A 23341-nucleotide genomic window follows, 5' to 3' on the forward strand; every position below is an offset into this window, starting at 1 on the left:
CCATGTTCGATTTGTGCAAGTTTCCGGGTGAAATGTCCATTGTTACCACCCTCTTTGCCGCGCAAAGTTCAACAAAAGACGAAGCGCGGGAGGAGCCCATGCGTACTCAGGTTGCCATTATCGGTTCCGGTCCTTCCGGCCTGCTGCTCGGCCAATTGCTGACGGAAGCTGGCATAGACAACATCATTCTCGATCGCGTCGGCAAGGATTACATTCTCGGCCGCGTGCGGGCTGGCGTGTTGGAGGAAGGCACGGTCTGGCTGATGGACAAGGCGAAGTCCGCAGCGCGGCTGCACGCCGAGGGCCTGCCGCATGACGGTTTTTCACTGGCTTTCGACGGGCGGGATCACCGCATCGATCTTCACAGCCTGACCGGCGGCAAGCGCGTGATGATCTATGGCCAGACAGAGTTGACCCGTGATCTGATGGCGCAGCGCGAGCAAAGCAGCGGCCTGACGATCTATGACGCCGCAAATGTTTGCCCGCATGAATTCGAGGGCGCCGCACCCTATGTCACTTATGAGAAAGACGGCGTCACCCACCGCATCGATTGCGATTTCATCGCCGGCTGCGACGGCTTTCATGGCGTCAGCCGCAAATCGGTTCCGGAAAAGGCGATCCGCTGCTTCGAGAAGGTCTATCCCTTCGGCTGGCTCGGCCTGCTCGCGGACGCCCCGCCCGTCAATCATGAATTGATCTATGCCAACCATCCGCGCGGCTTTGCACTTTGCTCGATGCGGTCGATGACGCGCAGCCGCTACTACATTCAGTGCCCACTTGACGAGAAGGTTGAGAACTGGAGCGACGACCGTTTCTGGGATGAGCTGCGCCGGCGCCTGCCCGCCCACCATGCCGAGGCCCTGGTCACCGCACCCTCGTTCGAGAAATCGATCGCGCCGCTGCGCTCCTTCGTTGCCGAGCCGATGCGCTTCGGCCGCCTGTTCCTCGTCGGCGATGCCGCTCATATCGTACCGCCGACAGGCGCCAAGGGTCTGAACCTTGCAGCGAGCGACGTCCATTATCTCTTCTTAGGACTGGCGGAGCACTATCAGGATCGCTCCAATGCCGGCCTGGACACCTATTCCGCCCACGCACTTGCGCGCGTCTGGAAAGCAGTGCGCTTTTCCTGGTGGATGACGACGATGATGCATCGCTTCCCCGATACCGGCGATTTCGACCAGAAGATCCAGGAGGCGGAGCTCGACTACCTCACGCATTCGCGCGCGGCGTCGACGGCCCTTGCCGAGAATTATGTTGGCCTGCCCTATTGAGATCGCGGTGGCTTAGCGCTTCTTCGCGACCTCGTCTGCCGCCTCGCGGATCGTTTGCATCAGGATCGACAGCGGCATGCTGGGAATGGCGTCGGTACGCATGGTGAGCCCAACCGGTCCCCTCGTCTCGCTGGTGTCGATGGGCAGCAAGCTCAGCAGACCATCCTCGACGTCGCCGGCGACGACGCCGGTCGAAATGATCCAGACTGCATCGCTGGAGCGCACGAAGGCGCGACCAAAGGAATCCGATACCGTCTCGATCTGGTTCGGCAGGGTGGCGACACCGTTGGAGATCAGAAAGCTCTCGACAAAGGGGCGGATGATTGAGCCGCGCGACGGCATCAGGATCGTATATTTGCCGAGATTGGAAAACAGCGATTGTCTGGCCTTCAGCAGCGGATGCCCTGCCCGCACCACGAAGACGACCTGTTCGGAATAAAGATGCTCGAAGGAAAAACCTGCCATCTTATCAGGACTGCTCAGGCGCCCGACGACGAGATCGAGATCGCCAACGCGGAGCTGCTCGAGCAGCACGGCATTCTCGCCGGTGACGATCTTGATGCGGCTCCAGGTTTCTTCCTTCAGGAACAGTTCCATCGCCCGCGGCATGATCCGCGTCGACACAGTCGGCAGCGCGCCGATCCGGATCGGCGGCGCCTCGCCGGATCGTTCCTGCGAAACGGAATCGAGGCCCTGCCTCAGCGCCGTCAGCGCCGCCCCCGCATGGCGCAGGAAGACTTCACCGTAGCGGGTGATTTTGATGCCCCGCCCGTCGCGTTCGAACACCGCGACGCCCAGCGCCTCCTCCAGTTCGCGAATGGTCTTGGTCACCGCCGGCTGGCTGACATGCAAGAGCCCGGCCGCCTTGACCACGCTTTTCTGCCGCGCGACCTCGACAAAAGTCTGGAGATGGCGGAATTTGACGCGGGTGTCGATCATGGTTTTAATAACCTTTTGGTTATCGGAAAGCCATAAAATATCATTTTACTTAACCAGATTAAACCGACAATCTCGCTGTCGAGGAGATTTCCAGTGCAGTTCGCCCGTATCAATGACGTCACGATCCATTATCAGATCATCGGTGCTGCCGGTGACAAGCCGGTGCTTGTCTTTGCCAATTCGCTCGGCACCGATTTTCGCATCTGGCGCGACGTGATCGTGCGGCTGGCCGGCGATTTCGCCATCGTTCTCTATGACAAGCGTGGCCATGGCCTCTCCGATATCGGCCGGGTGCCCTATGCCATCGAGGACCATGCCACCGATCTCGCCGGGCTGCTCGATCTGCTCAATGTCAAGAACGCCGTCATTTGCGGCCTTTCGGTCGGCGGGCTGATCGCACAGTCGCTCTATCAGCGCCGGCCGGATCTGGTGCGGGCGCTCATCCTTTGCGACACCGCCCACAAGATCGGCACCCCCGATACCTGGAATGCCCGGATCGCACAGGTGGAAGCGCATGGTATCGAATCGATCGTCGACGCGGTAATGGAGCGCTGGTTTACGCCGGCTTTCCGCCGCCCGGAAAACACCGCCTTCGCCGGCTACTCCAATATGCTGGCCCGTCAGCCGGCGGCTGGTTACGCAGCAACTTGCGCGGCACTGCGTGATGCCGATTTTACCGAGGCCGCGAAGAAGATCGCGGTGCCGACCATCTGCATCGTCGGCGATCAGGACGGCTCAACACCGCCGGACCTGGTGTTGTCGACCGCCAAGCTCATTCCGAATGCGCGCTATGAAGTGATCAAGGATGCGGGACACATTCCCTGCGTCGAACAGCCCGAGGCGCTAACCGCCGTCATTCGCGCCTTCATCGATTTCGCCTTGCATGGAGAAAGACCCCATGAATGAACCCAACGCTCCGTCCGAGCGCTATCGCCAGGGCATGGCGACGCGACGCGCCGTTCTTGGCGACAGCCATGTCGACCGCGCCCAGTCAGCATCGACGGAGTTCGACCAGCCTTTCCAGGAGCTGATCACCGAAGCCGCGTGGGGTCATGTCTGGTCGCGTCCGACGCTCAGCAAGCGCGAGCGCTCGATCGTCACCATCGCGCTTCTGGCCGCACTTGGCCAGGATGATGAGGTGGCGATGCATGTCCGAGCGACGATCAATACCGGCGCGACACGCGACGATGTCCGCGAAGCGCTGTTGCATGTGGCGATCTATGCCGGCGTGCCGGCCGCCAATCACGCGATCAAGATCGCCAAGCAGGTTTTCGAACAGATGGACGCCGAGAAGGCGGCTTGAAGCGAGGCAACAATGTCTGACAAAAGCAATAGCAGGCCCGAAACCGGCGCCTTTTTCGGGCGTGATCGCGCCTGGCACGCGCCGGCCTTGACGCCCGGCTACAAGACCTCGGTGCTGCGCTCTCCACAGCGCGCGCTCCTGTCGCTGGACGGCACGATCTCCGAGATCACCGGCCCGGTCTTCGGGCATTCCATTCTCGGCGAGTTCGACAACGACCTGATCCATAACTTCGCCAAGCCCGGCGAAAGCGCCATCGGCGAGCGTATCATCGTGCATGGCCACGTGCTCGACGAGCGCAATCGGCCGGTTCCGGGCGCTCTGCTCGAATTCTGGCAAGCCAATGCCGGCGGGCGGTATCGTCACAAGAAAGAGACCTATCTCGCCGCCCTCGATCCGAATTTCGGCGGCTGCGGCCGTGCCATCACCGACGAGGATGGCCACTATGCCTTCCGCACGGTCCGGCCCGGTGCCTATCCCTGGCCGAACGGCGTCAACGACTGGCGGCCGGCGCATATACATTTCTCGGTCTTCGGCCACGGCTTTGCGCAGCGGCTGATCACGCAGATGTATTTCGAGGGCGATCCGATGATCTGGAAATGTCCGATCGTCGGCACGATCCCCGACAAGAAGGCGATCGAGCAATTGATCGCGCCGCTCGACTGGGGCCATACGATCCCGATGGACGCGCGCGCCTATAAATTCGACATCGTGTTGCGCGGCCGCCGCTCTACCCTGTTCGAAAACCGGCTGGAGGGCAACTGATGGTTAGGGAAATCGGCTACCTCAAGGAAACGCCGTCGCAGACGGCAGGCCCCTATGTCCATATCGGCCTGACACCGAACTTTTGCGACATTGGCGGCGTCTATGACGCGGATCTCGGCACGTCCATGGTCAACGACAAGACGCTGGGGCAACACATCACCGTCAAGGGCCGGATTTTTGATGGCGCCGACACGCTGGTGAAGGATGCCGTCGTCGAGATCTGGCAGGCAGACAGTGCCGGGCTCTACAACAGCCCTTCGGAAATGCGCGGCACAGCCGATCCCAATTTCAGCGGCTGGGGCCGCTGCCCGACCAGCGCCGAAGATGGCGTTTTCTCGTTTGAGACGGTGAAGCCCGGCCGCGCTCCCTATAAGGACGGGCGTAAGATGGCGCCGCATATTACGCTTTGGATCGTGGCGCGCGGCATCAATATCGGCCTGCATACGCGGATGTATTTTCCCGACGAGGCCGAGGCCAATGCGGAGGATCCGTTGCTTGCCCGCATCGAGCATCGCCAACGTGTCGCCACCCTGATCGCCAGTCAGGAAGGGTCGGTCTATACGCTCGACATTCATTTGCAGGGCGACAAGGAAACGGTTTTCCTCGATATATAGACCATGAGCATTTCCGCCTTCGACCACCCGTTTCTCTCCGGCCTCCTCGGCGACGAGGAAATTTCCGCTTATTTCTCAGCGGAAGCTGATATCCGCGCCATGCTCGCCTTCGAAGCAGCACTCGCCAGGGCCGAGGCGCGGCATGGTGTCATTCCACAGGAAGCGGCACAGCGGATCACGGAGGTCTGCGGCACCTTCCAACCGGACATTGCCAGCCTGAAATCGGCGACGGCCACGGACGGCGTCGTCATTCCCGATCTCGTCAAGCAATTGCGCAAGGCGGTTGGCGGCGAGGCCGCACAACATGTGCATTTCGGCGCCACCAGCCAGGATGTCATCGATACCAGTCTGATGATCCGTCTGAAAGCAATCGCCTTCCTGTTCACCGGCCGTCTTTTCGCCGTCACCGCTGGGCTCGAAAAACTCGACAAGCAATGCGGCACGAACCAGCTGATGGGCCGCACCCGCATGCAGGCCGCTATTCCGATGACGGTATCCGACCGGTTGCGCGCCTGGCGCACTCCACTCGACAAGTATCGCGACCGCCTGACCCAGGAGAGCTTTCCGCTTCAGTTCGGCGGCGCGGTCGGCACACTGGAAAAGCTTGTACCCAAAGCCGCCGATATCAGGGCTTCGCTGGCGCAGGAGCTTGACCTGACGGACGCGCCGCAATGGCAAAGCCAGCGGGGAGGCATTGCCGAGTTCGCCGGCCTGCTCTCGCTGATCTCAGGCAGTCTCGGCAAGATCGGCCAGGATGTCGCTCTTCTGGCGCAGACCGGCGAGGAAATCGAGCTTGCTGGCGGCGGCGGCTCCTCGGCCATGCCGCACAAGCAGAACCCGGTCGCAGCCGAGACCCTGGTCTCGCTTGCCCGCTTCAACGCCGTCCAGCTTTCCGGCATCCATCAATCCCTCATGCACGAGCAGGAACGCTCGGGTGCCGCCTGGACGCTCGAGTGGCTGCTGTTGCCGCAGATGGTGCTGGCCACCGCCGCATCGCTGCGATCGGCGCGGGAGTTGATCGGGAACGTGAAGCGGCTGGGAATAACCGCTTAGTTCAAGACCGCAAGGCCATGTTTTTGCACGATCGAAAGCAGTTTCAGCGCCATGCCGCTTGGCCGCTTTGCGCCACTTTCCCACTTCTGCACGGTCGACTCGCTGGTGTTGAGATAGCGTGCAAAAACCGGCTGGCTCACGTGGTTGCTCTCGCGCAACGCCTTAATGTCCGCCGGCTCGAAATCGGTCGGCACAGCTAGACAATCCTCATCGAAGGAGCGCAAGGTTTCCTTGTCAATCGCCCCTACTTTATAGAGGGCCTCAGCGGAAGTATGGATCGCCTCAAAGGCATCGCTTCTATACTTGCGTGTTTTAGTCATTCCCGATCTCCATAAAATGGCCGATCTGCACCAAGTGCTGAAGTTGCTCGTCTGAAAGACCCGCATATGATTTGGCGAGTTTTCTAAATTGAAGCAGCTCGTCATCCTCGATGTTTGCCTGATCCTGTTTTGCGAACAGATATTCGTAGACCCAAAAGTGGCCAGCCTTTGTCAATATGATCGAGCGATGCCGATTGTCATTCAATCGCTTCTTGAAAACACCGCCTCCGAGATCATCGGCCTTGCCATCGGCAACCTGCTTGATAGCCTTCAGCAATTCAACATCCGAAATATGTGCTTTGCGGGCAGCCTTGCCGAACCACTTTGTCTTGAATATTCGCTCATTCATGATTTTATATAGCACCTGGTCCTACTTATTTCAACAATGCCTCGAATAGCTATTCCAAAAAAGCGCGGTTTTGTCCTATGCTTTCCATTGGGCGAAATCATAACCCTGGCATTATCGATGCAAGCGTTTATTTCATTTTACATCACTATTTCGTATGCCAGATTGACCGTAGCAGATCTGCTTAAAAGCAAGCTGGCCCGGGGAGCAGGTCGGTAGGGGAGGAAGAAATATGAAACGGGTTATTCTGGCCGCGATCGCGGCTATCGCCATCGGCAGTGCCGCCTATGCCGACACGATCAAGATCGGCGTCATCGGGCCGTTTTCAGGGCCCTTCGCCCTGCAGGGCAAGAATTTCAAGGCCGGCATCGATGCCTATATGGCCATGCATGGCAGCAAGGTTGGCGACAACGAGGTCGAGGTGATCTATCGCGACGTGCCGCAGGCCGATCCGGCGCAGTCGAAGTCTTCGGCGCAGGAACTGGTGGTCAAGGAGCATGTGCAATATCTGGCCGGCTTCTATTTCACGCCGGATGCCATGGCCGTGACGCCGATCCTCAAGCAGGCCAATGTGCCGATGGTGATCTTCAACGCCGCCACGTCGGCGATCGTCACCAAGAGCCCGCTGGTGGTGCGAACCTCGTTCACGACCTGGCAGACATCGACACCGATCGCCAAGGTCGCGCATGACGGCGGCGTCAACAAGGTCATCTCCGTCGTCAGTGACTACGGTCCCGGCGTCGATGCGGAAAATGCCTTCAAGGCCGGTTTTGAAAAGGTCGGCGGCCAGGTGGTTGAGGCGGTGCGCATGCCGCTGTCTACCAATGATTTCAGCCCGATCATGCAGCGCATCAAGGATTCCGGCGCGCAGGGCGTCTTCGCCTTCCTGCCCTCCGGCCCGACCACGCTCGGCTTCGTCAAGGCCTATAACGAGAATGGCCTGAAGGGTGCGGGCATCAAGCTGTTTTCGCCCGGCGACCTGACGCAGGAATCCGATCTGCCGGCGCTTGGCGACGCAGCACTCGGCATGCAGACGACCTTCCACTACGCGATTTCGCATGACTCCCCGGAAAACAAGGCCTTCGTCGCCGCTGCCGACAAAGCGATCGGCAATCCGGCCGAACTCACCTTCCCGGCAGTCGGCGCTTTCGATGGCATGCATGTCATCTACAAGATGATCGAGGAGACAGGCGGCAAGCAGGACGCTCAGAAGGCCGTCGACGCGGTGAAGGGCCTCTCCTGGGTCAGCCCGCGCGGCCCGGTGACCATCGATCCGGAAAGCCGGCACATCACGCAGAACATCTATCTGCGCGAAGTCGCCAAGGCGGCGGACGGCACCTATTACAACAAGGAAATCCAGACCTTCGAAAAGCAGGGTGATCCCGGTTTGGCGGCGGCGAAATAAAGCGGCTTTTCCTCCGCCCTTCGATATGGCCAGGGAACGGGCGGCTTGCGCCCGGTCCAGCGGCGAAGGATTAAGGTAAGAGCAAAAAAAGCGAACGGACCAGCCCGACCCATGCAAACCGTGTTCAGCATTGCAGTCGATGCCCTCGCCTACGGCATGGTGCTGTTCGTGATTTCCATCGGCCTCTCCGTCACCATGGGGCTGATGCGTGTCGTCAATCTCGCGCATGGCGCCTTTGCCATGATCGGCGGCTATATCGCCTCCTATGCGGCGCGGGATCTCGGCCTGGGTTATGCCGCCGCGGTTCTGCTGGCCGTGGTCGGCACGGTGATCATCTCCATCCCGATCGAGCGGCTGCTCTATCGCCGGATTTACGGCGCGCCGGAGCTGACACAGGTGTTGATGACGATTGGCATTACCTTCTGCATCATCGGCATCGCCAATTATGTCTTCGGCCCGACACTGAAGACCATCCCGCTGCCAAGCGAGCTACAAGGCTCCGTCGATCTCGGCTTTCGGACCATCGGCACACATCGCATCTTCGCAATCGTCTGCGGGCTCGTCGTCGCCCTGGCGTTATGGTTCACCATCGAGAAAACTTCGTTCGGCGTAAAGCTTCGTGCCTCCGTCGACAATGCCTCGATGGCGGCGGCTCTCGGTGTACGTACCGAGATCGTCTATGCCGTCAGCTTTGCCGTTGCCGTCGGGCTTGCCGCCTTCGGTGGCGTCGTCGGCGCCGAACTGCTGCCGGTCGAGCCCTATTATGCCCTGCGCTATATGGTGACCTTTCTCGTGGTCGTCTCGGTCGGCGGCGCCGGTTCGATCGGGGGCGCGCTGCTTGCCTGCCTCATCCTTGGCGGCATCGATACCACCGGCCGCTATCTGATGCCGGAATATGGCGAGTTCTTCTTCTATCTCGCCGTCATCGCCATCGTCTGCGTCTTCCCGCGCGGTCTAGCCGGAAGGGCGAAGTGATATGGCATTGACCATGGATCGAGAGACCATCGCCGCCAAGAGTAACCGTCTCGCGTTCAAGCGAGATGGTATCGCCATAGCGGTCATCCTAGTTCTGGCAGCCGCCGGCTACCTGCTGTTCCCCGACAATCTCGCGCTACTGACGCGGTTGATCGCCATTGCCCTGCTTGTCCTGTCGCTCGATCTGGTCACAGGCTATTGCGGTGTGGCGACGCTCGGCCATGCGGCCCTGTTCGGCGCCGGCGCCTATGCCGCCGGCATCGCCTCGGCGCATTACGGCATCAACGATCCCCTGCTGATGACGCTGGTCGGCATCGCTGCCGGCGCGGTTGCGGGGCTGATCTGTGGCATCGTCATTCTGAGAGCCCACGGCCTGCCGCAGCTCGTGCTGTCGATCGCGCTGATTTACCTCTTCCACGAATTCGCCAACAAGGCATCCAGTTGGACCGGCGGCAGCGACGGGCTCTCCGGCATCTCCACCGATCCGCTGTTCGGCCTGTTCGAATTCGATCTCTACGGGCATACGGCCTATTTCTACGGCGTGGCATTGCTGCTGATCGTCCTGATCCTGCTGCGTTTTCTGGTGCGTTCGCCCTTCGGCATGCTCTGTCGCGGCATAAGGCAGGATCCGTTGCGCATCCGCGCCATGGGCGTCTCGCCGAAGATCACGCTGATCAAGATGTATGTGATCTCAGGCGCCGTCGCCGGCGTCGGCGGCGCGCTGAACGCGATCTCGACCCAGGTGGTCGGGCTCGATAGCCTCTCCTTCACGCAATCGGCCGAGGCGCTTGTCATGCTCGTGCTCGGCGGCACCGGCTCGCTGTTCGGGGCGCTCGCTGGCACGCTGGTCTTCATGCTGTTCGAGGATTATGTCTCCGCCGCCAATCCCTTCCATTGGCTGACCATCGTCGGCCTGCTGCTGATCGTCGTGGTACTGTTCGCGCCGAAGGGCATCTATGGCACAGCCGCAGCCTATCTCGCGCGCCGCCGGGAGGCCCATTCATGAGCGCAATCTTCGAGGTCAATCATCTCAGAAAAGCCTTTGGCGGATTGACGGTGACCAATGATGTCAGCCTGTCGATGGCGCCAGGCGATCGCGTGGCGCTGATCGGGCCGAATGGTGCCGGCAAGACCAGCTTCGTCAATCTGGTCACCGGCAACCTGAAGCCGGATGCTGGCGAGGTCAGTCTTGGCGGCGAGAGGGTGACCAAAATCGACGCCATCGGCCGCGTCCGGCGCGGGCTGGTGCGCTCCTTCCAGGTGACGAGGCTTTTCCAGGATATGACGCCAGCCGAGCATGTGGCGCTTGCCATCCTGCAGCGCTCCGGCCGCTCCGGGCGCATGTTCGGCAATTTCCTCGCCATGCGCAACGTCATGACCGAGACCGGCGATCTGCTGGGCAAACTCGGCCTTGCCGACCTCATGCATCGCAAGGTCAGCGAAATTGCCTATGGCCAGCAGAGATTGCTGGAGATCGCCGTCGCCATGGCACTGAAACCGAAAGTGCTGTTGCTCGACGAGCCCGCCGCCGGCGTGCCGCAAAGCGATACCGGCCGCATCGAGCAAGCCCTGGCCGATCTGCCCAGTGACCTTGCCGTTCTGATGATCGAGCACGACATGGATCTGGTCTTTCGCTTCGCCAAGCGCGTCGTCGTGCTCGCCGCCGGCACCATCATCTTCGATGGCTCGCCCGCCGACGTCACCAAGGATGCGCGGGTGCGCGAAGCCTATCTGGGGAGCTATGCCAATGCCGGCCACGCCGCTTGAAGTGGAAAACCTTTCAGCCGGTTATGGTCCGACACGGGTGCTGGAAGGGGTATCCTTTTCCGTTCCGGCCGGCGCACGGCTCGCCGTGCTCGGTCGCAACGGCATGGGCAAGACGACGCTGCTTGCCACACTCGCCGGCCAGACGCGCCGCTATGAAGGCAGCATCCGATTGGGCTCGACCGACGTCACCGGCCTGCCGAGCGCCAGGCGGGCGCATCAGGGTCTCGGCTACGTGCCGCAGACGCGCGATGTCTTTCCGACGCTGACGGTGGAGGAGAATCTTTCCGTCGGCTTGAAGGGCCGCCCCAAGGCCGCGCTGCAGGAAGCCTACGACATGTTTCCACGCCTCAAGGAACGCCGCAAGAACCTGGGCAACCAGCTTTCCGGCGGCGAACAGCAGATGCTGTCGACCGCCCGCACCATTCTCGGCCGTCCCTCCGTGCTGCTCCTTGATGAACCGCTGGAAGGTCTCGCCCCCGTCATCTGCGAGGAACTGATGGCAGCTTTTACCAATCTCGCCAAGACCGGCGACATGACCATCCTGCTGGTGGAACAGCGCATCCAGAGCGCACTGGATTTCGCCGATCAGGTTATCGTCCTCGAGCGTGGCCGGATCGCCTGGCAGGGCACGCCGGGTGCGCTTTCTGAGGATCACGAGACGGTCGAACGCCTGCTCGGCGTCGGCGGTCTGCACTAGGCGCCTAAGCGGACGCCAGTCGCATGGGAGTATCCTCCCGCCAGCGAACAGAATTTTGTCGGGCCGTCATGCTGAGAAACGGAAGCGAGGTTTCAAACCTGCCGGACGACGGTCCCAATCACATTGACGAGAAGGCGCGCGGCGGTCAGGGCCGACAGGCCGTCAATATCGGCGGGAGGATAGAGCTCGACAAGATCAAACCCTGCGATCTTTGCCCGCCTGCCAAGGCCGGCGATCAAGTCGATCACCTGCGTATAGGTGAGACCGCCGGGTGTCCGCGCCGCTACGCCCGGCATGATGCTGGGATCGAGACTATCACAGTCCAGGGTGACGACGACCCGCGCTCCCTCGGGAATATGCCGGAGAGCGGCCTCGACGCCCTCAGCGTGAACTTCGCGAGCGGTTACGAATCGGCTGCCATAGTGCTGTGCCGCTTCGATGTCGGGTAGGCGCGCGCTGCCGACACTACGGAGGCCAACCTGTACTATGCCGGCGACATGCGGCATCTCGCTCGCGCGGCGCATCGGGCTCGAATAACCGTGGCGCTCGCCATGCATCTCGTCGCGCCAGTCGATATGAGCGTCGATCTGCAGGATCCAGACCGGCCCGTGATCCGCAAAGCCACTGAGGAAGGGAATGGTCACGGAACAGTCGCCGCCGAGCAGGATCGGTATGGCCGGCAATGCCAGAACCTCGCGCGTCTTAGTCTCGATCCTGGCCCGGTTGCCGCCATTGTCATGCAAGGTTGTCGGGATGTCGCCGGCGTCGACGCAACAGATCGGCTTTCCGTCGAAAAGCGGGCCGCAGAGATCAAAATCCCAGTGTTCGACGAGCGCGGCATCGTCCTGGCTCGCAGCACGAATGGCGTCGGCGGCCAAGGCATGGCCGCTACTGCCCTTCCCGGCATAGGTGCTGCCGTGACCAGCTCCGAAGATCACCGCGCGCGGCACGCGGCCATCGGCGAAGCGATTGGGAAAGTCGAGGAAAGGACGTGAAGTGGTCATTTCTGGATTGTCTTAACGATGGTCTAGCCGAGAATTCGGTGTTGAGAATGCTGGATCGGGTCGTGTCTGGATGCCCGCATCTTTCCAACTCTGGGTCTCATCGACGGAGCGTAACACAGATATCATCTCCGCTGCGAGTGCGGAAACCATTAATACCGATTTGGCGCTAAGCGTAATATTTCGCCCCTGCTGGAATCGATCCCTATTCACTCTTGACGATAAAACATCGACGATTTATCGATATTTTATCAGTAAGAATTTCGGCGATTTGATGGAGATGGTCTTGTCAGGCAATGTAGCGGGTCATTGGGATTTCTGGATCGATCGTGGCGGCACTTTCACCGACATCGTAGGGCGGGATCCCTCGGGAGAGCTGCATGCCCGCAAGGTCTTGTCGGAAAATCCTGAGGCCTATCGCGATGCTGCCATCTATGGCATTCGCCTGCATCTTGGCCTCGCGAATGGCGAACCGATCCCGGCCGGCCTGATCGGCGAAGTGCGCATGGGCACGACGGTCGCCACCAATGCGCTTCTGGAGCGCAAGGGCGAGCGGCTGGCGCTGGTGACGACCAAGGGTTTCCGCGACGCGCTGCGCATCGGCTATCAGGAGCGCAAGAAGATCTTTGCGACCGAGATCGTCAAGCCGGAAGCACTCTATGACGATGTCGTCGAGCTTGACGAGCGTGTGCTCGCCGACGGCACGGTCGAACAGGCTCTCGACGAACAGGCGGTGGAAGCAGCCCTGCGGGACCTGCGCGCCAAGGGCTATCGCGCCGTCGCCATCGTCTTCATGCACGCCTATAAATTCCCTGAGCACGAGGCGGCCGTTGCCCGGATCGCCCGCAATATTGGCTTTGAGCAGGTCTCCGTCAGCCATGAAGTCTCGCCGCTAATCAAGCTGGTGGGCCGTGGCGATACTACCGTGGTTGATGCCTATCTCTCGCCTGTGCTCGGCCGCTACATCGGTCAGGTTTCCGACGAGCTCGATATCGCCCGCACGGGCGCACGCGTCATGTTCATGATGTCGTCGGGCGGGTTGACGGCCGCCGATATGTTCCAGGGTAAGGATGCCATTCTCTCAGGCCCGGCCGGCGGCGTGGTTGGTCTCGCCAAGACCGGCGAGCAGGCCGGCTTCGCCAATGTCATCGGCTTCGACATGGGGGGCACGTCGACGGATGTCGCCCATTTCGACGGCGAATATGAGAGGGCTTTCGAAACGGAAGTTGCCGGTGTCCGCGTCCGCGCGCCGATGATGCTGATCCATACGGTGGCGGCCGGCGGCGGCTCGATCCTGCATTTCGATGGCGACCGGTTCCGCGTCGGCCCTGATTCCGCCGGCGCCTTTCCCGGCCCTGCCTGCTACCGCAATGGCGGCCCGCTGGCCGTCACCGACGCCAATGTCATGACTGGCAAGCTGCTGCCGGAATTCTTCCCGGCGATCTTCGGGCCGAACCAGGACCAGACGCTGGACATCGAGACGGTGCGCGGCAAGTTCGCCGAACTCGCAGCCAGGATCGGTGACGGCCGCAGCCCGGAAGAGGTGGCGGATGGTTTCATCCGTATTGCAGTCGCCAACATGGTCGAGGCGATCAAGAAAATTTCGGTGCAGCGCGGCTATGACGTGACGCGCTATGCCCTTAACTGCTTCGGCGGTGCCGGCGGACAGCATGCCTGCCTGGTCGCCGATGCGCTCGGCATGAAGAGCATTCTCCTGCATCCGATGTCGGGTCTGCTATCCGCCTATGGCATGGGCCTTGCCGATATCCGTGCCACGCGCCAGAAAGCACTTGGCGTGTCGCTCGATGCGGCTGCACCTGCCGCAATCGCCGCGCTGGGCAAGGAATTGCAAGGCGAGTGCCTGCCGGAGCTAGAGGCACAAGGCGTGGCGACGGCCGACATCCGCACCGTCCTGCGTGCTCATGTCCGCTATGCCGGAACGGATACGATGCTGACGGTTGAGGTGACCTTTCCCGAACTCGACAATCCCGCGCGGCTGCGGAGCGAATTCGAAGTGCTGCACAAGCGCCGCTTCGGTTTCGTGGCCGAGGACAAGCCGCTGGTGGTGGAGGCTGTCGAAGTCGAGACCATCGGGGGAGCAGCGGCCGAGATCGATCTCGAACGGAAAGAAGCGGGCAAGGGCGAAGCCGATGCGGCTCGCCACACCTCGTTCCATTCCCAGGGTGAGAGCCATGATGCAGCCGTCGTGCTGCGTGAAGCGATGCTGCCCGGCCAGACCGTGACCGGACCGGCCATCATCATCGAGCCGAACCAGACCATTGTCATCGAAGACGGCTGGCAGGCAAAGCTGACGGCGAAGGACCACGTCGTCCTCACCCGTATCAAGGCGCTGCCGCAGCGCACCGCCATCGGCACCAAGGCCGATCCGGTGATGCTGGAGATCTTCAACAATCTCTTCATGTCGATCGCCGAGCAGATGGGCGTGACGCTGCAGAACACCGCCTATTCCGTCAACATCAAGGAGCGACTGGATTTCTCCTGCGCGGTCTTCGATGCCGAAGGCAATCTCGTCGCGAACGCGCCGCATATGCCGGTTCATCTCGGCTCCATGGACGCCTCGGTCGCGACCGCCATCCGCGAGAACGCGGTCATCCATCCCGGCGACGTCTTCCTGATCAATGCTCCTTACAACGGCGGCACGCACCTGCCAGACCTCACCGTCTGTACGCCGGTCTTCGACGATGCCGGCAAGGAGATACGCTTCTGGGTCGCCAGCCGCGGCCATCACGCCGATATTGGCGGCATCTCGCCGGGCTCGATGTCGCCGCTCGCCACCCATATCGAGGAGGAAGGCGTCTATATCGACAATTTCAAGCTGCTCGATCGTGGTCGCTTCCGCGAGGAGGAATTGTCGTCGCTCTTGCTTGGCGCGCGCTATCCCGTGCGGCAGCTGGCGCAGAACGTCAACGATCTGAAGGCGCAGGTCGCCGCCAATGAGAAGGGCGTCGCCGAACTGAAAAAGATGATCGTCCACTTCGGCGAAGACGTGGTCGACGCCTATATGGGCCATGTTCAGGACAATGCCGCTGAAAGCGTGCGCCGCGTCCTCGACCGACTGCCCGATGGCGAATTCAGCTATGAGATGGATCAGGGCTGCAAGATCGTCGTCAAGATTTCGATCGACAGGGACAAGCGCGAGGCGACGGTGGATTTCACCGGCACCTCCGAGCAGCGTGCTGACAATTTCAATGCTCCGCAGCCAGTCACCCGCGCCGCCGTGCTCTATGTCTTCCGCGTCCTGGTCGAGGCCGATATTCCGATGAATGCCGGTTGCCTGCGACCGGTCCGGATCGTCATTCCGGAAGGCACCATGCTGACACCAAAATATCCGGCCGCCGTCGTTGCCGGCAATGTCGAAGTGAGCCAGGCCGTCACCAACTGCCTGTTCGGCGCGGTCGGAACGCTTGCCGCCGCGCAAGGGACGATGAACAATCTGACCTTCGGCAATGAAGTCTACCAATATTACGAGACGATCTGCTCCGGCGCGCCCGCCGGCCCCGGCTTCAGCGGCGCCGATGCGGTTCATACGCACATGACCAATTCACGCCTGACCGACCCGGAAATCCTCGAGACCCGCTTCCCCGTGGTGTTGGAGGATTTCCATATCCGCCCGAATTCCGGCGGACGCGGCAAGTGGAGCGCCGGCAACGGCACGCAGCGCACGATCCGCACCCGCGAAAAGCTGGAATTCGCCGTACTCTCCGGCCATCGCCGTGTCGCCCCCTTCGGCGTCAAGGGCGGCGAGCCGGGTCAGACCGGGCGCAACTATGTCCGGCGTAATGACGGCACGATCGAAGAGCTGATCGGTTCCGCCCATACGGTGCTGGAAGCCGGCGAAGCCTTTACCGTGGTCACGCCAACCGGCGGCGGCTACGGCAAGAAAGAGAGATAGGAGCGCGCCATGGACTGGCCAAAGGACGGAAAAACGCCCCGAGAACTGATCGTGTCATCCTCCCATCTGGCGGTTGGTACATCTCCTGCGCTCTCCGAGCTGGAATATGGATCGATCCTGTTTTCGCATGCGTTTAACCGCTGGATCGTGCGTTGCATGGCGGCTGCTGGCGTTCCCGGCCTCTCGCCGATCGAGATCCTGATCATCCATTCCGTGCGGCACCGCGAGCGGCCGAAGACGCTCTCCGATCTCTGCCTCGTGCTCGACATCGAGGACACGCATGTCGCTAACTACGCCGTGAAGAAGCTGGAGGCTGCCGGCCTCGTGAAGACTGGCAAGAGCGGCAAGGAAAAGCAGATCCAGGTCACCGACAGGGGCCTGGAAGCTCTGACGCGCTATTCCGAGATCCGCGAGCGATTGTTGGTGGAGGCGACCAAGGTCTCCGGCCTGTCGCAGGACGATCTTTCCGGGATCGCATCGCATCTGAGGGCACTGTCCGGCTATTACGAACAGGCAGCCCGGTCGGCCGCGACCCTGTGATCGTTTTTACAGGCACCTGATGCCCTTTTCTTCGAGGCCATACTTGGCTTTCGAAAGATTATCTATTCCGCGACCGCATACCTATATTAGATCAGTGCGATCTATTGTTGAACGTCAGCCGAGCACCTGCGTTGATGAAACGACGGGATTTTGTTTTCACAGGAGCATGACTTTTGTGAAAATTGCTGGCTTCGCACGGTAGGAAAAGTGTGCTTACGTTGACGGAAAGGGGAATGGTGTCAAAACTTCTATGAAAAACGATAGTTTCGAGCTTAGATTCTGGGGTGTGCGGGGAAGTATCCCCGTATCGGGACCGGAATTCGAACGTTACGGCGGGAATACGTCCTGCATCGAATTACGGCATGACGGCAGGCGCATTATTTTTGACGCCGGAACCGGAGCGCGGGAGGCCGCATTGTCGCTCGCGAAAGATGGCGTTCGTGATGTCGATGTCTTCTTCACCCACTCGCATTACGACCACATGATCGGCTTGCCCTTCTTCAAGCCGATCTACGATCCCGGGGTCAGCGTCGATCTCTGGTCGGGCCACCTCGCGGGCAAAACGACGACGCGGCAACTGATCGGCCAGTTCATGCGGCCGCCGTGGTTTCCGGTGGAACCGGATATCTGTCGCGCCACCATGGGGTTTCGCGATTTTGCGGCCGGCGATACGCTGAAGCCGCACCCGGGCATCGTCATCCACACCGCCACGCTCAACCATCCGGGCGGCTGCGTCGGCTACCGCATCGAATGGGCGGGCCGGATCATCGCGCTGGTCTACGATACCGAGCATGTGAACGGCCATATGGACGAAGCGGCCCTTTCACTGATGGCCGGAGCCGATCTCGCCGTCTACGACGCGACCTATACCGAAGCGGAGATACCGAAGCATCTGGGATTCGGGCATTCCACCTGGCAGGAGGGCGTCAAATTGGCGAAAGCGGCGGGCGCGAAGCGCCTTGCGCTCTTCCATCATGCGCAATGGCGCACGGACAAGGACCTGGACGATATGCAGCGCGACGCGCGCGAAAGCTTCCCTGGCGCATTTGCCGCTTTCGACCGCCAGCTCATCGAGCTTTAAGCCATGAAATCGCCGACCGGGCGCCAATCGATGGCGGCATGGCGGGCTGTTTCCTGAAATAGCGTGTCGATGAAATCCCATGCCAGCGCATCATGGACGAGATGATGCGTCAGGATGCCGATCGGCTCGTCATTGCCCTCGAAACGGTTTTTGAGCTCGCCGACCAAGACGTCCACCAGCTCCCCATGCGGGCGCCCCCCATTCGTGCCGTGCCAGTCCATGATGTCGACATGGGTGTTGACCAAGGCGATCGGCCTCGGCTTCGCCAATCCGTAGACGGAAACGGCGCGATAGCCGAAGGGGGCAAGCTCCGGCAGCAGAGCCTTGTCGATGCGGTTCCACGGCGGCACCAGCATCGGCGCGAATTGCCGGGGGTAGAGGTCTTTGAGCTTATCGAAACCCCGGCGGAGTTCATCCAGCACGATCGCCTGCGGGCGGTGCAGACCCAGTTCCTGCTTTTTCGCCTCGTCCGGCGCGTAGTTGTGATGTGTCCAGCCATGGACCGTGACGGTCAGGGCTTCCTGGCGTGCGAGGCGGTCTGCAAGCGGCTTACCGGTGGGGCCGGGAATGACCGCCAGGGCCATGGGCACGCCGTATCTGTCCGAGAGCGCCAGCAACTGGTCGAGGGCAACAGTCGGCTCGATGGCGTCGTCGTCGCGAAACCATAGCGTTGCCTTCCGCCCGGCCTCGGCCCAGCGCTGTAATTCGTCGCGCAAAGGCTGCCATTCGGCTCTATCGCTCATAATAGGTGTCTCCCAGATGTTTCCGCAGAATGGCCTCAAGTCGTTTCGAGGCCCCGGTCAAGGACCTCTCCTCCTGAACGAAGCGATGGGCCGCCTTGGCCATCGCACTCCACTCCCAGTCGTCGCCCAGCAACCGTGCGATCGCACCGGCATAGGCCTTCAGATCGCCCCCGGGCGTCAAAATCCCCGTTACCCCATTCATCACCACTTCCGGTACCCCAGCTGTCGCCTGCGCCACGACCGGCAGGCCCGCCGCCTGCGCTTCGAGATAGGCCAGACCATAGGCCTCGCCACAGCCGGGCCAGACATAGATGCCCCCTGCCCGCAGCTCGGCGACGATCTCCGGCGCTGTGCGCTCTCCGAGCCAGCTGATACGATTGCTCTCGAAACCGGCAAACAGGGCTCGGACCTCCGCTCGCATCGGTCCGTCGCCGATAATGCTGAGCGTCCAGTTCCGATCCCGGATCAGCTCCAGTGCCCGGGCGAGCATCACATAGCTGTCGAATTTGTCGCCGCGGCGCAACATCGCAACGGTAATCAGCCGATGCGGCGTGCGCTTGCCGATCATAGGTCCGAAATGCACAGTGTCGATGAATGGCAGGAAGCGCTCATATCGCCCCTCTGGGATGGCGTCGACAAGGCCGATCCGGTCGCGCTCGGTAAAGCACAGATTGACTGCGGCCTGCCGCACGGCGTCGGCGATAAGACGCTGATTGTCGCCCCAGCCATTATCGTCGTGCCGCCTGCCATAGGATGCCTCGGCGGTGACATAGGCAATGCCAAGGCTCGCCGCCACCCGAGGGCCGATCATGTCCGGCGTCTTGTAGTAGGGATGGTAAGTAAACCAGAGGTCCGGCGCAGTCTCGCCGCGCCATTTTTCCAGCAGCCTGTCGATTTCCGCTTCCGCTTTCCGGGCGATCTCGGCGCGCGGCCCGGCCTCCGGCGTCGGTGTAAAACTGCGCAGTTCGGAGGCAAGCTCGACCTGGTGTCCCGCCATCTCAAAGGCCGCGATGATCAGACGCGCCATCAACCGATCGCCCGATGGTACGGGATGATTGGGCGACTTCAGAGGAGCGTAGAAGGCGATCTTCATGGCGCGGCCAATAGTTGACAATTAAGTGATAGTTCTGCGCGGAAATGTGACGGGAAATGCCCGAATTCCGGCGGGTTGCTTGACAATTAAGGCCCTGACTTCAACGACCGCATTCTCGACAGCATGCGGCATTGCAGCTAGATGATTAGGCGATAACTGTTTTCCGTCCCCTTGTGAACGGGCAATGTAAATTGGATTTGATGACCACAGAGGCAAGAAAACCCATCATATCCGATCGTCTCGTGCGAAAATTCCGGCTTGGCTCCGGTTTGATCATCTTCGTTTTCGTGATCATGCATCTGGCCAATCATTCCCTTGGATTGATCTCGCTCAACGTTGCCGATCATGCCCAGCATTGGTTCATGGCGGTCTGGCGCAATCCGGTTGGCACCGTTCTTTTCTACGGCGCCTTGATCGTCCATATCCTCCTCGTCCTGCGCATGCTCTACAAGCGCCGCACTCTGGTCATGCCGGCAGGCGAGGCCTTCCAGATCGTTACCGGCTTGATGGTGCCCCTGCTGTTGATCGATCACATCATCGCCACGCGCATCGTTCACGAGATCTACGGCTATCACGACAATTACCGGGCCATCGTTCGCAGCCTCTGGGTCTCTTCGCCGCTCAACGGCGTGCGCCAGTCGATCGTCCTCCTGATCGTCTGGATCCATGGCTGCATCGGCATCCATTTCTGGCTGCGCTATCGTGCCTGGTACACGGCCATTGCGCCCGTCATGTTGTCCTTCGCCATCACGCTTCCGGTTCTTGCCCTGCTCGGTTTCGCGGCCATGGGAAAGACGGTATCGCACGAGGCGGCACAAGAGGACGAGCGCGGTCTTCGCGGCGGCTATTACAGCGATGTGCGCAGCCTTGGCGAAGCCGGCTCCATGCCAGGCAGCCGGGCGAGCAGTACCCTATGGCCCTATCGCGCCGGCTTTTACGGCGCTTTCAGCATGTCGATCCTCGGCCTCTTCGCCTTCCGCACCCATCGAAGACTGCGCGAACGGCAGCATCAGGTGGCGATCCGCTACGCGAGCGGCGAAGTCGTACACGCACCGCGAGGCTTCACCGTGCTCGAAGCCAGCCGCCTCGGTGGCATCCCCCATTATTCGGTCTGCGGCGGCAAGGGGCAATGTTCCACCTGTCGCGTCCAGATCATAGAGGGCGCGGAGAACCTGCCGCCACCCGAAGGACTGGAGCAAAAGACCCTGAACCGGATCGGCGCGACACCGGATGTCCGCCTCGCCTGCCAGTTGCGCCCGACGGGAAATATCAGTGTCGTGCCGCTTCTGACGCCGATGGCGGAGGCGGCCATTCCCGTCTACAGCCAGACGGCAAGTCCTGGCCGCGAGCGCGAGATCGTCGTCTTTTTCTGCGACCTGCGCCATTTTACCGCGCTGACCGAGGCGCGCCTGCCCTTCGATATCGTCTTCCTGCTCAACCGTTATTTTGCCATCGTTGGGCGCATCGTCGAGGAGAATGGCGGTCGGATGGATAAATTCATCGGCGACGGCGCCATGGCACTGTTCGGCCTGCGCACCACACCGAAGGAAGCCAGCCGTCAGGCGCTGAAGGCGGCAGCCGAAATCGTCAGGGAAATTGACAAGTTGAGCGCGGAACTGGCGGATGACCTCGCGGCTCCGCTCGAAATCGCCATAGGCCTGCATACCGGATCGGCGGTGGTCGGCTCGATGGGCTACGGCAATGTCAAGAACGTGACGGCGATCGGCGATACGGTCAATGTCGCCAGCCGCCTGGAAAGCGCCGCCAAGGAGTTCAACCGTACCCTTGTCTTTTCCGAGCCCGTGGCAAGCCTTTCCGGTGTCGATGTCGCCGGCATCGAAAGCCGCGAAATTGCGGTTCGCGGCCGTGCCGAGCCTCTGCGCGTTTACATCGTTGCGAAGGAAGAGAGTGCCCGCTTTGCATAGGCCGTTCAGGCGTGTAGGGATGACGCCCGATGTTCGACCGTAAGATTCTGACCGCTAAATTCTGGAAGCGTACCCTTCGCAAGGCCAGGGATCGCATCGCCACGCGCCTGTTCGATACGCGCCTCGGCCGCGATATCCTGATCAGCGCCGTCGGTCCGCGCGTGCGGACCATGACGGTGGATTGTGGCGATCATGTCATGAGCTTCTCACCGGCCGATTACATCGGTCGCAAAGTGTTCCGCAAAGGGCATTTCGAGCGCGATCATGTCGACCGGCTGTTGATCGTGTTGCGCGAACGTGGACTGTTGCGCAAGGGGACGGTGCTGCTCGAACTCGGCGGCAATATCGGTACGCAGACCTGCTACTTCGCGCTCAGCGGTGCCTATCGCCGCATCGTCGCTGTAGAGCCCGACCCACGTAATTTCCGGCTCCTGACGACCAATATCGCCGATAACGGATTTCAGGATCTGGTGACGGCGGTCAACTGCGCCGCCGGCGACCGCGAGGGGCAGCTCGATTTCTACCTGAATCACAACAACCACGGCAAAAGCAGCGCCTTGCGCCAAAGCCCGAGCGACGAGAAGATTTCCGTGCCGGTCCGGCCGGTCACCGATATTCTCGGCGAAGCCAACGTCGAGGCTGCCGATGTCGGGCTGATCTGGATGGATATCGAGGGGTATGAGCCCGTCGCCGTAAGGTCGATGCAGGCATTGATGGCCCTCAAGGTGCCGCTCTACATGGAGTTCACACCAGCCTTCTATGGCAAGGAACAGACAACCGCTTTCATCTCCGATCTTGCTGGCTACTACACGGAGTGCCTCGCCTTTTTCGAAGATCGCACCGTGCCGATGAAAGTCGCCGACCTGCCGATCGAGGGCGAGCAGTTCGACGTCCTGTTCCTGCACTAGAGCAATTCCAGGAAAAGTGCGAAGCGGTTTTCCGCCCGGAATTGCGTAAAAACAAAAAGTTAGAGCGTTTCAGCGATTCTATGAAGCGCTGAAACGCTCTAACGTCTATCGGCGCCGATAGATGAAATAACGGCCCGCCTTCACGCCGGGCGGCAAAGGCAATGGCTCGAGATCGGGATGATCGAGCGACAGACCGCTAATGGCGAGCCCGCGCTGAGCCAGCACGCCCACCATGATCTCGGGCAGCCAGGTCAGGGTCACCGCGTCCTTCTCCTCATAGCCAGTGCCGATATCGGCATGAGCAAGCGAGGCGCCGATGCCGATGAAATCCCTCGCGGTATCCTTGATCTCGCCAAGCACGAGATTGCCGGCCTCCGGCATAGAAGGACCATAGGCGTTGGCGGCGCGGTCAAAAGCGACGATGCGGTGGCCGGGGAAAAGCTCGCGCAGGTGATCGAAGGTGCGGCCGTTGCCAAGCCCGAGCTCCAGCACCGGGCCATCGAGCGTTTTAACCTCATCTGCAATACCGTTGAGGATGTCGCGTTGCGCGGTTAGGCGGCGGATGAAACTATCCAGGCGGCTCATCGTATCTGTCTTGTCCTTGGCATCGTGGTGTCTCTCTCGCAGCCGGAGTAGCATGGCGCATGTCGCCACGTCGACCACCCGCTGGTTTTTCGATGCGGTT

Annotated in this window: 23 protein-coding genes; 16 read left to right on the top strand and 7 right to left on the bottom strand. The window is 61.0% G+C overall.

The window, feature by feature from the left end:
• The first annotated feature begins 98 nt into the window (after positions 1–98).
• On the top strand, positions 99–1271 hold the full coding sequence (pobA, locus tag EX00_RS13335; RefSeq protein ID WP_047458378.1) for a 4-hydroxybenzoate 3-monooxygenase: 1173 nt from the start codon (positions 99–101) through the stop codon (positions 1269–1271).
• Positions 1272–1283: 12 nt separating this feature from the next.
• On the opposite strand, the gene pcaQ is transcribed toward pobA, so the two are convergent.
• Positions 1284–2210, bottom strand: a complete 927-nt coding sequence (pcaQ, locus tag EX00_RS13340; RefSeq protein ID WP_047458380.1) for a pca operon transcription factor PcaQ — start codon at positions 2208–2210, stop codon at positions 1284–1286.
• Between the two features lie 93 nt (positions 2211–2303).
• On the opposite strand from pcaQ, the gene pcaD reads away from it, so the two are divergent.
• Genes pcaD through EX00_RS13365 form a run of 5 tightly spaced genes read left to right on the top strand, consistent with a single transcriptional unit; the run spans position 2304 to position 5942 of the window.
• The gene (gene pcaD, locus EX00_RS13345) at positions 2304–3116 is read left to right on the top strand and encodes a 3-oxoadipate enol-lactonase (RefSeq protein WP_047458382.1); all 813 of its coding nucleotides are present in this window, start codon (positions 2304–2306) and stop codon (positions 3114–3116) included.
• The gene (gene pcaC, locus EX00_RS13350; protein ID WP_015917817.1) at positions 3109–3513 is read left to right on the top strand and encodes a 4-carboxymuconolactone decarboxylase; all 405 of its coding nucleotides are present in this window, start codon (positions 3109–3111) and stop codon (positions 3511–3513) included. The genes pcaD and pcaC overlap by 8 nt, the downstream gene beginning before the upstream one ends.
• A gap of 12 nt (positions 3514–3525) precedes the next feature.
• The gene (gene pcaH, locus EX00_RS13355) at positions 3526–4275 is read left to right on the top strand and encodes a protocatechuate 3,4-dioxygenase subunit beta (protein ID WP_047458387.1); all 750 of its coding nucleotides are present in this window, start codon (positions 3526–3528) and stop codon (positions 4273–4275) included.
• Positions 4275–4889, top strand: coding sequence for a protocatechuate 3,4-dioxygenase subunit alpha (gene pcaG / locus EX00_RS13360; RefSeq protein ID WP_047458389.1), 615 nt, complete (start codon positions 4275–4277; stop codon positions 4887–4889). Before pcaH ends, pcaG begins: the two co-directional genes overlap by 1 nt.
• A gap of 3 nt (positions 4890–4892) precedes the next feature.
• The gene (locus EX00_RS13365) at positions 4893–5942 is read left to right on the top strand and encodes a 3-carboxy-cis,cis-muconate cycloisomerase (protein WP_047458390.1); all 1050 of its coding nucleotides are present in this window, start codon (positions 4893–4895) and stop codon (positions 5940–5942) included.
• Here EX00_RS13365 and EX00_RS13370 read toward each other — a convergent pair.
• Together EX00_RS13370 and EX00_RS13375 are read right to left on the bottom strand one after the other, a co-directional pair.
• The gene (locus EX00_RS13370) at positions 5939–6262 is read right to left on the bottom strand and encodes a helix-turn-helix domain-containing protein (RefSeq protein ID WP_047458393.1); all 324 of its coding nucleotides are present in this window, start codon (positions 6260–6262) and stop codon (positions 5939–5941) included. The two genes, EX00_RS13365 and EX00_RS13370, sit on opposite strands and share 4 nt — an antisense overlap.
• Positions 6255–6611 carry a type II toxin-antitoxin system RelE/ParE family toxin gene (locus tag EX00_RS13375; RefSeq protein ID WP_047458403.1) on the bottom strand — a complete coding sequence of 119 codons (357 nt, stop codon included), beginning with the start codon at positions 6609–6611 and terminating at the stop codon, positions 6255–6257. Before EX00_RS13375 ends, EX00_RS13370 begins: the two co-directional genes overlap by 8 nt.
• A 229-nt stretch (positions 6612–6840) precedes the next feature.
• Here EX00_RS13375 and EX00_RS13380 point away from each other — a divergent pair, with 229 nt between their 5' ends.
• The 5 genes from EX00_RS13380 to EX00_RS13400 all read left to right on the top strand — a co-directional run bounded on the left by EX00_RS13380 (position 6841) and on the right by EX00_RS13400 (position 11452).
• Positions 6841–8013, top strand: a complete 1173-nt coding sequence (locus EX00_RS13380) for an ABC transporter substrate-binding protein (protein WP_047458405.1) — start codon at positions 6841–6843, stop codon at positions 8011–8013.
• A 111-nt stretch (positions 8014–8124) separates the two neighbouring features.
• Positions 8125–8988 carry a branched-chain amino acid ABC transporter permease gene (locus EX00_RS13385; RefSeq protein WP_007691834.1) on the top strand — a complete coding sequence of 288 codons (864 nt, stop codon included), beginning with the start codon at positions 8125–8127 and terminating at the stop codon, positions 8986–8988.
• A gap of 1 nt (position 8989) precedes the next feature.
• Positions 8990–9994 carry a branched-chain amino acid ABC transporter permease gene (locus EX00_RS13390; protein ID WP_047458409.1) on the top strand — a complete coding sequence of 335 codons (1005 nt, stop codon included), beginning with the start codon at positions 8990–8992 and terminating at the stop codon, positions 9992–9994.
• Positions 9991–10755 carry an ABC transporter ATP-binding protein gene (locus EX00_RS13395; protein WP_047458411.1) on the top strand — a complete coding sequence of 255 codons (765 nt, stop codon included), beginning with the start codon at positions 9991–9993 and terminating at the stop codon, positions 10753–10755. Before EX00_RS13390 ends, EX00_RS13395 begins: the two co-directional genes overlap by 4 nt.
• On the top strand, positions 10736–11452 hold the full coding sequence (locus EX00_RS13400) for an ABC transporter ATP-binding protein (RefSeq protein ID WP_047458413.1): 717 nt from the start codon (positions 10736–10738) through the stop codon (positions 11450–11452). The genes EX00_RS13395 and EX00_RS13400 overlap by 20 nt, the downstream gene beginning before the upstream one ends.
• A gap of 92 nt (positions 11453–11544) precedes the next feature.
• Here the strand turns inward: EX00_RS13400 and EX00_RS13405 are convergent, their stop codons facing one another.
• Positions 11545–12456, bottom strand: a complete 912-nt coding sequence (locus EX00_RS13405; RefSeq protein WP_047458416.1) for an agmatinase — start codon at positions 12454–12456, stop codon at positions 11545–11547.
• Positions 12457–12733: 277 nt separating this feature from the next.
• On the opposite strand from EX00_RS13405, the gene EX00_RS13410 reads away from it, so the two are divergent.
• The 3 genes from EX00_RS13410 (at position 12734) to EX00_RS13420 (ending at position 17987) form a co-directional block, all read left to right on the top strand.
• Positions 12734–16366, top strand: a complete 3633-nt coding sequence (locus EX00_RS13410) for a hydantoinase B/oxoprolinase family protein (protein WP_047460270.1) — start codon at positions 12734–12736, stop codon at positions 16364–16366.
• A 9-nt stretch (positions 16367–16375) separates the two neighbouring features.
• Positions 16376–16906, top strand: a complete 531-nt coding sequence (locus EX00_RS13415; protein ID WP_047458419.1) for a winged helix DNA-binding protein — start codon at positions 16376–16378, stop codon at positions 16904–16906.
• 250 nt (positions 16907–17156) lie between these two features.
• Positions 17157–17987 (top strand): MBL fold metallo-hydrolase, encoded by an 831-nt coding sequence (locus EX00_RS13420; protein ID WP_047458422.1) that lies wholly within the window; start codon positions 17157–17159, stop codon positions 17985–17987.
• Here EX00_RS13420 and EX00_RS13425 read toward each other — a convergent pair.
• Both EX00_RS13425 and EX00_RS13430 read right to left on the bottom strand, forming a co-directional pair.
• On the bottom strand, positions 17984–18730 hold the full coding sequence (locus EX00_RS13425; protein ID WP_047458425.1) for a polysaccharide deacetylase family protein: 747 nt from the start codon (positions 18728–18730) through the stop codon (positions 17984–17986). The genes EX00_RS13420 and EX00_RS13425 overlap by 4 nt on opposite strands.
• The gene (locus EX00_RS13430; protein WP_047458427.1) at positions 18720–19823 is read right to left on the bottom strand and encodes a glycosyltransferase family 4 protein; all 1104 of its coding nucleotides are present in this window, start codon (positions 19821–19823) and stop codon (positions 18720–18722) included. The genes EX00_RS13425 and EX00_RS13430 overlap by 11 nt, the downstream gene beginning before the upstream one ends.
• 200 nt (positions 19824–20023) lie before the next feature.
• Here EX00_RS13430 and EX00_RS13435 point away from each other — a divergent pair, with 200 nt between their 5' ends.
• The gene (locus EX00_RS13435; RefSeq protein ID WP_047458430.1) at positions 20024–21748 is read left to right on the top strand and encodes an adenylate/guanylate cyclase domain-containing protein; all 1725 of its coding nucleotides are present in this window, start codon (positions 20024–20026) and stop codon (positions 21746–21748) included.
• Positions 21749–21777: 29 nt separating this feature from the next.
• Positions 21778–22656: an FkbM family methyltransferase gene (locus tag EX00_RS13440; protein ID WP_047458432.1), complete on the top strand. Its 879-nt coding sequence runs from the start codon at positions 21778–21780 to the stop codon at positions 22654–22656.
• A gap of 105 nt (positions 22657–22761) precedes the next feature.
• On the opposite strand, the gene EX00_RS13445 is transcribed toward EX00_RS13440, so the two are convergent.
• Complete coding sequence (locus EX00_RS13445) at positions 22762–23241, bottom strand: class I SAM-dependent methyltransferase (RefSeq protein WP_047460273.1); 480 nt, start codon at positions 23239–23241, stop codon at positions 22762–22764.
• Positions 23242–23341: the final 100 nt, after the last annotated feature.

It is taken from the genome of Martinezella rhizogenes (assembly GCF_000799715.1).
Taxonomy (GTDB): domain Bacteria; phylum Pseudomonadota; class Alphaproteobacteria; order Rhizobiales; family Rhizobiaceae; genus Rhizobium; species Rhizobium rhizogenes_C.